The 13,080-nt window shown below is 35.8% G+C and carries 9 protein-coding genes, 1 tRNA gene and 2 pseudogenes; 9 read left to right on the top strand and 3 right to left on the bottom strand.

The window, feature by feature from the left end; all coding sequences use genetic code 11:
* Nucleotides 1-549: 549 nt before the first annotated feature.
* Nucleotides 550-626: transfer RNA gene (locus tag ABWU75_RS01965), tRNA-Met, on the bottom strand.
* 59 nt (nucleotides 627-685) lie between these two features.
* Between ABWU75_RS01965 and ABWU75_RS01960 the strand changes: the two are divergent.
* A pseudogene (locus ABWU75_RS01960) lies at nucleotides 686-2,236 on the top strand (ComEC/Rec2 family competence protein); the annotation flags it as partial.
* Here ABWU75_RS01960 and ABWU75_RS01955 read toward each other — a convergent pair.
* Nucleotides 2,177-2,470 (bottom strand): hypothetical protein, encoded by a 294-nt coding sequence (locus ABWU75_RS01955; protein WP_353286960.1) that lies wholly within the window; start codon nucleotides 2,468-2,470, stop codon nucleotides 2,177-2,179. The pseudogene ABWU75_RS01960 and the gene ABWU75_RS01955 sit on opposite strands and share 60 nt — an antisense overlap.
* Before the next feature lie 334 nt (nucleotides 2,471-2,804).
* On the opposite strand from ABWU75_RS01955, the gene ABWU75_RS01950 reads away from it, so the two are divergent.
* The 5 genes from ABWU75_RS01950 to pyrF all read left to right on the top strand — a co-directional run bounded on the left by ABWU75_RS01950 (nucleotide 2,805) and on the right by pyrF (nucleotide 8,759).
* Nucleotides 2,805-5,453, top strand: coding sequence for a valine--tRNA ligase (locus ABWU75_RS01950; RefSeq protein ID WP_353286959.1), 2,649 nt, complete (start codon nucleotides 2,805-2,807; stop codon nucleotides 5,451-5,453).
* Between the two features lie 68 nt (nucleotides 5,454-5,521).
* Complete coding sequence (locus tag ABWU75_RS01945; RefSeq protein ID WP_264732436.1) at nucleotides 5,522-5,710, top strand: hypothetical protein; 189 nt, start codon at nucleotides 5,522-5,524, stop codon at nucleotides 5,708-5,710.
* 3 nt (nucleotides 5,711-5,713) lie between these two features.
* Nucleotides 5,714-6,610, top strand: coding sequence for a hypothetical protein (locus tag ABWU75_RS01940; RefSeq protein WP_264732435.1), 897 nt, complete (start codon nucleotides 5,714-5,716; stop codon nucleotides 6,608-6,610).
* Between the two features lie 82 nt (nucleotides 6,611-6,692).
* Nucleotides 6,693-8,054, top strand: a complete 1,362-nt coding sequence (locus tag ABWU75_RS01935) for a hypothetical protein (protein ID WP_353286958.1) — start codon at nucleotides 6,693-6,695, stop codon at nucleotides 8,052-8,054.
* A gap of 36 nt (nucleotides 8,055-8,090) precedes the next feature.
* Nucleotides 8,091-8,759 carry an orotidine-5'-phosphate decarboxylase gene (pyrF, locus tag ABWU75_RS01930; protein ID WP_264732429.1) on the top strand — a complete coding sequence of 223 codons (669 nt, stop codon included), beginning with the start codon at nucleotides 8,091-8,093 and terminating at the stop codon, nucleotides 8,757-8,759.
* A 229-nt stretch (nucleotides 8,760-8,988) separates the two neighbouring features.
* Here pyrF and ABWU75_RS05900 read toward each other — a convergent pair whose 3' ends face one another.
* The gene (locus ABWU75_RS05900; RefSeq protein WP_264688133.1) at nucleotides 8,989-9,246 is read right to left on the bottom strand and encodes a hypothetical protein; all 258 of its coding nucleotides are present in this window, start codon (nucleotides 9,244-9,246) and stop codon (nucleotides 8,989-8,991) included.
* Nucleotides 9,247-9,338: 92 nt separating this feature from the next.
* Between ABWU75_RS05900 and ABWU75_RS01920 the strand changes: the two are divergent.
* From ABWU75_RS01920 to rmuC, 3 genes and pseudogenes are all read left to right on the top strand, one after another.
* A pseudogene (locus ABWU75_RS01920) lies at nucleotides 9,339-10,538 on the top strand (phage major capsid protein).
* A gap of 336 nt (nucleotides 10,539-10,874) precedes the next feature.
* Complete coding sequence (locus ABWU75_RS01915) at nucleotides 10,875-11,210, top strand: hypothetical protein (RefSeq protein WP_353286957.1); 336 nt, start codon at nucleotides 10,875-10,877, stop codon at nucleotides 11,208-11,210.
* 487 nt (nucleotides 11,211-11,697) lie between these two features.
* Complete coding sequence (gene rmuC / locus ABWU75_RS01910) at nucleotides 11,698-13,029, top strand: DNA recombination protein RmuC (RefSeq protein WP_353286956.1); 1,332 nt, start codon at nucleotides 11,698-11,700, stop codon at nucleotides 13,027-13,029.
* The last annotated feature ends 51 nt before the right edge of the window (nucleotides 13,030-13,080 follow it).

The following is a 13,080-nucleotide window of genomic DNA, read 5'->3' as shown; positions in this document are numbered from 1 at the left end:
ATCTCATCCGCTAACAAGTAGCGGGATACTTGACCTTTACAGGGATGACGGTTGTCGGTAGGCCTAAATTACTTTAGCTACAAACATTAAGAAATTTACCAAATAAAAAAAAAGGCAAAAGAAGCCCTAGTCACTGTCTATTTTCTGTATTGGCGTTTTTTAAGTCTTAAACACTGCAATTTAGCTGCTTTTAAGTGCAACTCACCTTATCTTAAATGTTTAAGAAATTTACTAAGCAGAAAAAAAAGGCAAAAGAAACCCCGTGTTAGCTAGTTGTCACTCTCTAATCCTGCAAATCGGCGTTCTATACTGTCTTAAACGACTTATAAGCGCGTTTCAGCTTGTGTAGGTAAAAACCCAGAAATGTTGTGAAGACATAAGGTGCACATAGTGCAAAAAATTAAAAATAAGACGCCAACTACGTTGTTTTTTGCTGTTTAATCTGCACAGATGAAGATAACTGAATACCTTCAGTATCATGATAAGGGGACTGGGGGAATTTGTCAAGTAGTTTCTACCTGAAACCACAATATTCGCACAGTTGGAAAATGGTTGCGGGAGTAGGATTTGAACCTACGGCCTTCAGGTTATGAGCCTGATGAGCTACCGAGCTGCTCCATCCCGCGTCGTTGTTTATTTAGCTATTATACTTGCAATTATAGGATATACAAGGATAAAATCCGCTATGGGTCGTATATTAGTATATTTATTAACTTTTTTTGACATAATAGTTAGCTATATACGTCATAACCTACGTAATGAAAAATATAACTTGATACTGTGGTTTCCTGTGTGCCAGTGTGTAGGGATTTTAACCTATTTTTCCCTAAGTTTTGAACCAAGCTGCATTTTCACTATATCTATTTTTCTTTTGCTTCCACCTACACTAACTCTGATTGCGATACTGCACAAAAGGTACACAATACTATGCATTGCTTTAATTGCAGTGCTCATAGGATTTACAGCTAGTAAATTAAGAACAGCTTTAGTTGATACTCAAATTCTTGATAAAGAGAGATACGTAAAAGATATAATTGCCACAGTGAAGGATATTAACGACAGGGGCTCATACAAACAATTTCTGCTTTCTGTCTCTACTATCTCAAAATCCTCTCCTGTCATCCCAGCACCCCCTTTTGTCATCCCAGTACTTGATACTGGGATCCAGAAAAAAAAGATATGGATTCCAGCGTTACGCGCTGGAATGACACCGGATAGAGCTCTAGATAACATCAGAATATCAGTTAGAACCAAAGTGGAAAAAGGCATTAAAATAGGCGATCAAGTAAAATTATCAGCAAAACTCTTCCCTCTAAAGATTGCGCCCTCGGAGCATGCATATGATTTTGCAAGAATAGCATATTATCAGAAAATAAGTGCAACAGGTTTTGCAACAAGCAAAATAGCTTTGCACAAAAAGGCTGAAGCAAGGAAATTTCAAGAATATATAGAATCTTTCCGTCAATACATTTATGAAAACCTGCAGCAAAATATTAAAAAACCACATGCAGACATAATTTCTGCATTACTAATCGGCAAAAAGGACGGAATAGACCAAAAAACTATGGATGCGATAAGAGATTCAGGTATAGCACATTTGTTTGCCATATCTGGTTTGCATTTATCATTTGTTGCTGGCCTGTTTTTTATAGTGTTTCGTAATTTATTCGCAATATCTGAAACTTTGACTCTTAAGTATAACACCAAGAAAATATCTGCATTCCTTACTATCTTGCCAACCACGTTTTATTTGTTGATTACCGGTATGCAAATTTCTGCTCAGCGTGCCTACATCATGGTGATTTTAGTACTCGTTGCAATAATGATAGAGAGAAAATATCGAGGGTTAATAGCAATTGCGTTTGCTGCTGCAGTGATACTCTCAGTAGAACCAGAAGCAATTTTAAAGCCAGGCTTTCAGATGTCATTTTCTGCGGTTTTGGCACTGGTTGCCAGTTATCAAATTAATGCTAATAAATTGTTCAAAATAAAAATAATGAAATATTTTGTGTCGATAATGATCAGCTCAGTAATAGCAAGTTTAGCAACTATTCCGTACACGATATACAATTTTAATTATTTTTCAATTAGTGGTATTATCACAAATTTAGTTGCTATACCAATAGTTACATTAATTATTATTCCACTTGGAATAATTTATGTCTTATTGATTCCTTTAGGTATTGAATGGATTATAGCGCCATTTATAGAGCGCCCAATTGACAGTATCTTGTATTTCATTTAATAGTTCAGCTTTGAGTTGAGTTTTCACTCCCTCTGTTAACTCAGTTTTTAGTTCATTTATTATTTTGTTTCTTATTTCAACTACTTTGTCTTCTATTTTTTGTGCATCTTTTACTTCTAATATATCTTTTAAAAGAGTCTTTAGTTTTTGTTTTGTTTCTTTGTTTATATTAGAACCATTATCTAAGCCACTACTGATACTTCTTAAATTATCATAATTCAACATATTAAACCTCAATATAAATAATATTTAAGGTAGTATGATGCCTTTAAAACTTAACGTCAAGTAATATTTTCCATAGTGTGTTATGCTCGTAAAATTTTGGCGTAGCCGTATTTGCTTAATTGTGCTATAGCTAAAGTAATTTAGGTTTATCGACAATCGTCATCCCGCTGCTTGTTAGCGGGATCTATGCTAAGAGATACCGCGAATGAATCGCGGTATGACGGTTCGTGGCGGCATGACGGTTGAGTATTCCGCTACGTGTTAGCGGCTTAGATACCGCGAATGAATCGCGGTATGACGTTGCTAGCTTAAGGTTTAAAATTGAGAAATATTTATGTTAAAAGAAAAATACGGCTTTAAAGAAATTGAAGACAAATACAACATATTATGGGAAGGTAGTAAAGTTTATAAATGGAATGGTGAAAAGGATAACACTTTCACTATAGACACACCTCCACCAACAATATCGGGAAAACTCCATATTGGCCATATATTCAGCTATTGCCATACAGACTTTATTGCAAGGTTTCAGCGCATGCTGGGAAAAGATGTGTTTTATCCAATTGGGTTTGATGATAACGGGCTTCCCACTGAAAGATTGGTTGAACAAACCTATAAAACACGTGCAAAAGAAGTTGGCAGAGAAAAATTTATAGAGATGTGCCATGAAGTTATTGAAAAATCAAAGCAAGAATTTAAGGAACTATTTAAATCGGTCGGCATTAGTTATGACTGGAGTTTGGAATATCACACGATCAGCAAGGAAACTGTGACACTTTCTCAAATGTCGTTTATCGATCTATATAATAAAGGGTATGCATATAGAAAAATGCAACCTATTCTTTGGGATCCGGTTGATAAAACCGCAATTGCGCAAGCAGAAATAGAAGATAAAGTTTTTGAGTCATCCTTAAATACGATAGTTTTCTCTACTCACGAAAATGAGCAGATCAATATTGCAACTACGCGACCTGAGTTACTTCCCGCATGTGTTGCAGTTTTTTGCCACCCAGAGGATGCACGCTACACCCATCTGATTGGCAAAACAGCCGTAGCGCCAATAACAAAGGAAAAAGTTCCAATAATAGCTGATGATAAGGTTAAAGTAGATAAAGGCACTGGGCTTGTTATGTGTTGTACATTCGGTGATGAGCTCGACATATATTGGCAGCAAAAGCATAATCTGCCGATGAAAATTATCATCGATCAGGATGGGAGGATGAACCTGCATCCACCACATGGTCAGAAGGAAAGAGCATGGATCCCAGTGTCTGGGCACTGGGATGACACCATAGGTGGCACTGGAATCCAGGAAATAGAAGAATGGATCCCAGTGTCTGGGCACTGGGATGACACCATAGGGGCTACTCGGATGACAGGAGAAAGGGCTACTCAGATGACAAAAGAAGACGTCATTCCACCACACCCCGGCGTCATTCCAGCGCGTGACGCTGGAATCTACAATGAAATCAATGGATTGAAAGTTACAGCAGCAAGAAAGAGGATGATCGAAATCCTAACTGAGAAGGAGTTACTAATAGAAAGCACTAACATTTCTCATTCTGTTAAGTGCGCAGAAAGGTCTGGTGCACCACTTGAGATATTGCCTACTTATCAATGGTTTATCAAGACCTTAGAGCAAAAAGCTCAAGTATTAGATAAAGCAAAAGAATGCAATTGGCATCCAGCTACTATGCGTAAACGTATGGAAGTGTGGATAGAAGGGCTAAATTGGGACTGGTGCATCTCAAGGCAGCGCTATTTTGGTGTGCCATTTCCAGCGTGGTATTCCAAACGTAAGGGAGAAGAAGGTAAAATTATTCTAGCTGAGATAAAGGACCTACCTATAGATCCACTCAAAGATTTGCCAAAAGGGTATAGCAAAGAAGAGGTTATCCCAGATCAAGATGTAATGGATACCTGGGCCACAAGTTCAATTACTCCTCAACTAAGTGCACTGGCAGTAAACAGTGAGTTTAGCTTACCAAATCATCGCTATAATACAATATTTCCTGCAGATCTGCGCAGCCAGAGCCATGAGATAATAAGAACTTGGGCTTTTTATACGATTTTGAAAGCACATTATCATGCAGATTCTTTACCTTGGAAAAACATTATGATCAGCGGTTGGTGTTTAGCCGATGATAAGAAAAAGATGAGTAAATCAAAAGGTAACATCATCACTCCTCATGTAATACTTGAAACTTATGGAGCTGATGTAGTACGCTATTGGGCAGCGAACTCAAGGCTTGGAGTTGATACAGTCTACTCTGAAAATATATTTAAAATTGGCAAGCGCCTAGTTACAAAACTTTGGAACGCTAGCAAGTTTGTTTCCATGTTCATGGAAAAGCATCAAGTAATGAGCATAAATTCTGCTCACGAGACAATAGATAAGTGGATATTGTCTAAGTTATACAAAGTTATAGAAAGAGCAACGAATAACCTATTACAGTTTGAATACTGCGAAGCTTTGGACGTAATAGAGGAATTTTTTTGGAAGGATTTTTGTGATAACTACTTGGAATTAGTAAAAAAACGCGCGTACGGAAGCAGTGAAGCAACCTTAAGTGCAAAACAAAGCTTGGCGTATGTGTTAAATGTTATTTTGCGGTTATTTGCACCTTTTTTGCCTTACATTACAGAAGAGATATACCACCAGCTGTATAGTTATAATTCTGTACACAATCAAAGTAATTGGCCGAGCAAAGAAGAGCTTATCTACGATAAATATTCAGAGGAAATGGGAGACAATTGCGTGCAGATATTAAACATTATCAGAAAGATAAAAGCAGATAATAATGTATCAGTTAAGCATTTGATAAAGAAATTAGTGATAAAAGCAGATCTACGAGAGGACAAATTGAATCAATCCGCGCAGAATGACCTACAAGCAGTTTGCAATGCGGAAATGATAGAGTGGATGCAGTCTGAGCTTGAAACTGAAGACGGGAAATACATAGTGAATATAGACTTATACTGATTTTTATAGCTTTACTTCCTTTGATATCCATACTATTATAATCATTATTAGTTGTGAGGATGAGGGATTTGTATAGTAAAACCAATGCACCATATCTTATAGCTGGTGCTTTTGCTACTTTGGTATTGCTTGCATCTGGGACACTTGCTGTTGCTCCTTATGTTGCATTCTTATCTCCAATTGCAGCCTTTAATGTAGCTCTTCCTGTTGCCTTGAGTTTATCTATACTATCTACTTTGATACTCGCACTTTCATGAAAGATGATTAGTAATAATAAGAAAATAGAGGTTGAGAAAAATAAATTTGCTGAAAAAGAGCAAGAGTTAGAAAGCGTAAAACAACAATTTGAGAGTAAGGTACAAGAGTTAGAAAATAAAATAACTCTAGAAAAAGAAGCTAAAGAAGCTGCAAGCAAAGAAGTGGAGGAATTGAATAATCAACTAAATGAATTAACTCGAGAAAAGCAGGGTTTAGAAAGCGAAATTGAAAGGCTAAATGAGGAAATAGAGTGGTTAAAGAAACAGTTAGAATCACAAGAAGAACTATATGATGAATCAGGAGAAGAACTGTATGATGAATCAGAAGGAAAAGGGGGAGATGAAAATAAAAATGAGGAGTTAGAAAAAAAGATAACAAAAGAAATAGAGGATCTAAAGGCATCCCTCAATATGACAAGTAGAAATATTGGTTTACATAAACAAAACAAAAAGCACTCATCTGAAAATTCTAATATTGATAAAACTCTTTTTAATAAAGCTCTAAAAGCGGAAAAGAAGTTCAACGAAAATATTAACAAGTACGAGGAAACGCTAAGCATGCTGGAACGAATTTCATTACAAGAAAATGCAGTACAAGAAGCAACTAATTCACTGGAAATGATAAAGGATCTGAGTAGTAAACATTCATCAGAATTTGAAGGAACAGGTGAAAATAAGCTTGCTAATGGACTAACTTTCCCGAAACCACTTTCTCCTCGCACATCCACACCAAGAAGATATTCTAGAAAATCTCTATCTCCTAAAAAGGAAGATGAGGATGAGAATAAAGAAAATTCAGAGCAACTAAATCACGAAAATCCTAATACAAGTACCGGCAGCCCTAATTTATCGCTTTTTAGAGATGCAACAAATAATTCCTATCACACCTTAACGATGTAAGTGCAGGGACCTCCACAGATAAGAGAATCTTAACAAATATATACAAGACTGCTGAAGTTTTGTTCATGAGGGGAGGGGAGTAATGAGCAATTTGTTTAACAAAGCTAACACATTTTATTTTGTAGCTAGTTCCTTAGCTACTCTTACGTTACTTACATCTTTAGCGCTTACTGTAACTTCTAATGTGTCTCTTCCTCTAATTCTTGCTTTAGCTACATTATCTGTTTTGGTGCTTGCACTTTCGTATAAAATAATTAGTAATAATAAGAAACTGGAAGTTGAGAGAAATAAATTCGCTCAGAAAGAGCAAGAGTTAGAAAATAAAATAACTCTAGGAAAGGAAGCTGAAGAAGCTGCAAACAAAGAAGTGGAAAAATTAAAGAATCAATCACGTGAATTAACTCGAGAAAAGCAAAATTTAGACAAGAGAGCAAAAAAATTGGATCAGAAAGTAAATGAGTCAGAAGTTGAGAGAGAATCTCTTCTTGAAGAAAAAAAATCTTTAGAGAAAAGATTAGAAGCCAAAGCGAATCACATATTTGAAATAACAGACGAATTGAAAAAGATAACGAAGGAAAAAGATGAGCTTGGTAAGCAAGAAGAAGAATTACTTTATGAAATCACGCGTTTATGTGAACATTTACAAGAAAAAGAAGGTAATCTAGCTGAAAAAGAAAAACGCATAACGGAATTGAAAAGGAAAATAGACAATAATAAACATGCAGAATTAAAAAATGAAGAATTGCATAAGGAAATAGAAAAATTATCTAAAGAAAAAGAGAAATTAGATAAGGAAATAAACAAGTTATGTAAGGAAAAACATATATTATGTAAAAAAAAAGAAGAATTACATAAAAGACAAGAAGAACTTTGTGTAGAATTAGATGAATTACAATATAGATTTAAAGAAATTAATCAGAAAAATAAAAACTTATCTCAAGAATTAAAAAGGAAATTTGAAGAGCTATATAAAGCAGATGATTTAATTAAAAATCAATCTTTTGAGTTAGATGGGATAAGAAAAGATTGTAATAACGAAGTGAAAAGTTTAAAAAATTTACTTTTGAAGCAAGACGCTCAAATAGAACAACTTGAAGAAGGTTTGTTGAGAAATGCAGAAGAAAAAAAGGGTTATTTACTGGAAATGTTAGAATCTGTGATAGACAAGGTAGAAAAATTGGTAAACGCTAATGAAGCGATCGGAGATCATAGTAGAAAAATAATATTACAGGAGACTCAAAAAATAAAGTTTATATTGAAGGAAATTATGCAATTTATGCCAGGTGAAGATTCTAGATGTGAATCACCATCAGAGGAAACGTTTGATTTTTTACTGGAAGATTCTGGATATAACAGTCGCTCATCCACCCCGATCAAATTGCCAAATTCACTATTGACAGAATCTTATGAACGTAGTCAGAGTGAAGGTATTTGCAAAACATAATAATTAGCTTTATTATAAAAAAAATTATGCAAGATAATGAACCCAATAATATGCGCACTGGATACACAAGACTTAAATAAGGCTATTTCTCTAGCTAATGCCTTACGTAATAAAGTTGGCATGGTAAAGCTGGGATTAGAATTTTTTGCTGCTCATGGTCTCTCTGGAGTGCAAGAAGTTGCAAAATGCAATGTACCAATTTTTTTAGATCTGAAATTGTATGATATTCCGAGCACTGTAGCTAAAACAGTTGAAGTAATAAAAGTTCTAAGTGTTGAAATGTTAACTCTGCACATCAGTGGCGGAACAAAAATGCTTGAAGAAGCGCTAAGTGTATTGCAAGGCACAAAAATAAAGCTGATTGGAGTGACAGTGCTAACTAGTATGAGCAATGAGGATTTAAACGAGCTTGGAGTAGCAAGAGAGGCAAAATCACAGGTAATTTTGCTTGCAAAACTTGCAAAAAAGATTGGACTCTATGGAATAGTCTGCTCTGCACTAGAAGCTCAAGAAGTGCGCCGAGAATGCGGTGAAGACTTTAAAATTATTACTCCAGGAATTCGTATAGATCCAGGTCATGACGACCAAAAAAGAACAGCAACACCAAGAGAAGCAATAAATTTAGGAGCTGATTATATCGTCATTGGCAGACCCATTACAAAAACTGCAAGTAGTGCAGAATTAATATTGAAATCCCTTATCTAATCGAAGCAGATAAAAAAAAGTTTGAAGTAGATAAAAAAAGTGCTTGACATAAAAAAACGAACATTATATATTGTTGTTATCTTTTGTTTTACCTCGCTTAATTTAATTACTGGATTAAGCTTACATCACTAAGCGTGGTACAAAGTGCCACGCTATTTTCCGACTTACATTTTCAACAGATAAACAAATGATGTCATGCCAGTGTCTGGGCACATAACTGTACGAATATTCATTTTTGAAGATAAATTGCACAACAGATGATGTCATTCCAGTCTGGAATCCAGAAATTTTGCTTATAACTGAGCTGATGAGCTAAAGGTAGTTGTCTTACGCTAAAACAAACGTTTTTAATTAAGTTGCATAGAAGCTGGATCCCAGTGTCTGGGCACTGGGATGACACCCCACTGGTAGGGAATTGCTCCCAAACTACAATGTTCGTACAGTTATGTGCCCAGACACTGGAATGACATCGTTTACTATGTACCATATTGCAATATTCGTACAACTGTGGGAAACATCTATGGGTGCCATTCCTATTACCTTATTTCCATTCTAATTTTATTTTCAAAGGAGGCTATTATGTCACTTACCGATATCGCTCACCGTATCAATGAACTCGCTTCATCATGGGAGCAATTTAAATTAATAAATGATCGCAAATTAAAAGAAATTGAGAGCAAAGGGCGTGCTGATTCTGCAACGATTGAGCAGCTATGCAAGGTAAATAATGCCATTGATAGTTGCAAAGAGCGTTTAGACTTGATCGAAACTGCAGCTCAACGTCCAGAAGTAAATACAGATTTTAGCACAAGTGATAAATATTTTTCTGATTATATCCGCAAGGGAATGGAAAGCGGTTTATCACACAAAACCCTCAGTGGAGATGATAATGATATCGGAGGGTATCTAGTTACTCCGCATATTGTAAAACGCATAAACAAGCGCGTAACTGATTCGTCCCCAATGCGACAAATATGCTCCAGTCAAAGAATCTCTACTGAAACATTGGATTACATTATAGAAGATTTTGACCGTGCCGGTGCAGGTTGGAGCAGTGAAACAGTAGATGATGAGGACAGTGGCAATAAATCTAAGTATGATTTTGCAAAAGATACGGACACGCCTAAAATCCAAAAGATTTCTATCACGACTTACGAGTTATATGCTCAACCACAGATATCACAAAAGTTACTCGATGATGCGTTTGTCGATGTTGAGAGTTGGCTGGTGGAAAAGATTGCCGAGACTTTTAGTAAGAAAGAAAACGAAGCCTTCATTAAGGGTGATGGCACTTTTCAACCCAAAGGAATTTTAGCTTATGATGATGGAAAGGGCTACAATAAAATAGAGCAAGTTAAAACTGAAAAATTGGATAGCGATTCAATAATGATATTGTATTACTCTCTGGATGAATATTATTCCAAAAATGCATCATTTTTGATGAACAGGAGTACGTTGAAGAATGTTAGGCTACTAAAAGCTCAAACAGGTCAATATCTTTGGCAACCAAGTTTGTCGCTTGAAGCTCCAGATACCTTAATGGGAATACCAGTATATCAATCTGCCGATATGCCACCGGTGCCAAACAATCAGCTACCGGTAATTGCGATGGCAGATTTCAAACAAGCTTATAAGATTGTAGATAACAGAGGAATGAGAATATTATGAGACCCTTATACGAATAAACCTTATGTGAGGTTTTTTGTCACTAAGCGTGTCGGCGGAGAGGTTGTAAACACCAGTGCTATTAAATTGTTGAAAGTTGCAAGCAAGTACTAAAAACTTCTATAGCATCATCTTTAGAGCCGTTTTACTTCTTTTTGTATAGCTCCGCTCCTGTCATCCCATGCCCTCTTCTTGTCATTCCAGTGCTTGACACATATAGCTAAACTGACTTAGATTTACCGACAGTTTGAAAAACAAAAATTCGTCATTCCGCTACTTGTTAGCGGAATCTATGCTGAGATATCGCGGCGGTATGACGTAGGAAAACCTTTCTTGGGTTAGCTATATAATGTGAGAAGTCTATTTTCTCTTTAAAGTAAAAAATAGTTGACATGTTATACTATTTATGAAATAATTAAGTTAATTTATTATTAATTTAAGGGGTAAAATATGTGGAAAAGTATAAAAAAGTTTTTTAAGTGGATTGCTGATCACACGGGAATTTCGTGGATTGCAAGAAAAATTTCATCAGGGTGGAAGTCTGGTAACAAGACAAATCAAGCAGGTGGAACTAGTCAACCGAGAAGTCAAGTACCAAGTGAATCTCAAGTTAATGGTACTGCTATTAATGATATTGTTATTCCAGAGGGAGCAAACTCACCTTCTGCTTTAGAAGAGGGGTTTTTTGATGCAGAAGAAAACCAACCTTGGTTACCAAATTCAGAAACTACTAATTCAGAAGCAGAACAACACACTGTTGGTGATGATCTATCAGTTAATGCATAATCATTGTAGCAAACTCTTCAAAAAGAGCACCTCTTTAGGTGTTCTTTTTTTTATATTATACTATATAAATAAGTACGTCATACCGTGCAAACTGTATGAACGTTGTCATCCCAGCTCCTACTTGTGTCATCCCAGTGCGTGACACTGGAATCCAGCCTTTTCATAATCATCAAAACGTTGTATTTTAACATAAAACGGCTACTTTTATGCTTACCAACTTAATAAAATTCCTGGATCCCAGTGTCACGCACTGGGATGACACCCTCCTGGTAGACAATGTTCATACATCTGTGGGCTTGACCATAAGATCCAGTCTAAAAAATTTGGATCCCAGTGTCACGCACTGGGATGACATCAGCGGTTAATATTTTATATACATTTTATAACTAAACTAGACATTCGTACAGTTGTGTGCGGTATGACGTCGTTACTTATAGCTATACACACAAAAATCATATAGAATTGTAAACGCAGTTTTTTTATTCTGATGCTTTTCAATTCTATAGCTCTGGTTGTCTCTCTATTACTATTTTTCTACATTATTGTAAAAAAACTGAGCGAAAAGAAAGCAAACCTTGAGGGTAATTTATGTAAATTAGAGCAAGAACTTCAAGAAACAAAGCAAACTTTACTTACAAAGAATGAAGAAATAGTTGATTTAAGGGTCAAAAGAGCAGAGCTTGAAGTAACTCTGCAAAAAGAACGTGAGGAAAAGAAAAAGGAAATAGAATTACTAACAAAAGCAGAGGAGAGATTAACAAACACTTTTAAAGCGCTCTCTCTTGATGCTTTGCAGACAAATAACAATAATTTTCTGAACTTAGCAAAGGAAGTAATTGATAGTAAATTAAAAGAAACAGAAAGCGATTTCAAAAAAAGACAAGCAACGATCAACGAAGTTGTAACGCCAATAAAAGAAAAATTAGAAAAATTCGATAATGAAATACGTGAGCTAGAAAAGGAGAGGGTAGGGGCCTATGAAGGTTTAAAGGAGCAAATTGGAGCGCTGATGAACCAAACTTCTAGCCTTGCTAATGCCTTGAGAAAGCCCCACATTAGAGGAAAATGGGGTGAAATGCAGTTAAAGAGAGTGGTAGAAATGGCAGGAATGATTGAATATTGCGATTTTTTTACTCAGCCGTCAGTGGTTGATAAAAACGAGGATAATTTATTGCGTCCTGATTTAATAATCAAAATGCCATCTGGAAAGCAAATAATAATAGATGCTAAAGTGCCGCTTGATTCTTACATGGATGCTATATCACAAAATGATTTGCAAATACAAAAGGAGAAATTAAAGAATCATTCCCTGGCAATAAAAAAACACATAAATGACTTGGGTAAAAAAGAGTATTGGAATCAATTTGAAAATACGCCAGAACTTGTGGTGCTTTTCTTAACAGGGGAGGGGGTTTTTAGCGCAGCACTGGAATATGAGCCTGCTTTGATAGAGATTGGAGTGGAAAAAAAAGTGATCATTGCAACACCGATCACTCTAATTGCGTTGCTGAGAGCAATAGCATATGGATGGAAGCAAGAAATGATAGCTGAAAATGCAAAGAAAATCAGTGAACTAGGTCATATTTTATATGAGCGCATTTGCACAATGGGCGAAAACTTTGATAATTTGCGCAGGAGCTTAAAAAGTGCTGTCGATCATTATAATAAAACTGCTGGTTCGCTTGAAGCAAGGGTGTTTCCTGCTGCCCGAGAATTCAATAAGCTTGGTATACATGCAAAAAATAAAAACTTAAGTACTGCAAAGGAATTAGAGTCCTTACCGCGCAGTTTACATACTGGGGAATTGAAAGTAGATTAGACTTCTATTGCACTAGCAAACAAAGAAAGTATTGTTTGTGGCGGAAAATTA

It is taken from the genome of Wolbachia endosymbiont (group A) of Anthophora plumipes, assembly GCF_964028115.1.
Lineage (GTDB): Bacteria > Pseudomonadota > Alphaproteobacteria > Rickettsiales > Anaplasmataceae > Wolbachia.
This window is presented reverse-complemented; position numbering and strand designations above follow the sequence as displayed.

Coding starts and splice junctions, on each gene's coding strand:
- ABWU75_RS01955 (WP_353286960.1), bottom strand. CDS start 2,470: ATGTTGAATTATGATAATTTAAGAAGTATCAGTAGTGGCTTAGATAAT.
- ABWU75_RS01950 (WP_353286959.1), top strand. CDS start 2,805: ATGTTAAAAGAAAAATACGGCTTTAAAGAAATTGAAGACAAATACAAC.
- ABWU75_RS01940 (WP_264732435.1), top strand. CDS start 5,714: ATGATTAGTAATAATAAGAAAATAGAGGTTGAGAAAAATAAATTTGCT.
- ABWU75_RS01935 (WP_353286958.1), top strand. CDS start 6,693: ATGAGCAATTTGTTTAACAAAGCTAACACATTTTATTTTGTAGCTAGT.
- pyrF (WP_264732429.1), top strand. CDS start 8,091: ATGAACCCAATAATATGCGCACTGGATACACAAGACTTAAATAAGGCT.
- ABWU75_RS05900 (WP_264688133.1), bottom strand. CDS start 9,246: ATGGTACATAGTAAACGATGTCATTCCAGTGTCTGGGCACATAACTGT.
- ABWU75_RS01915 (WP_353286957.1), top strand. CDS start 10,875: ATGTGGAAAAGTATAAAAAAGTTTTTTAAGTGGATTGCTGATCACACG.
- rmuC (WP_353286956.1), top strand. CDS start 11,698: ATGCTTTTCAATTCTATAGCTCTGGTTGTCTCTCTATTACTATTTTTC.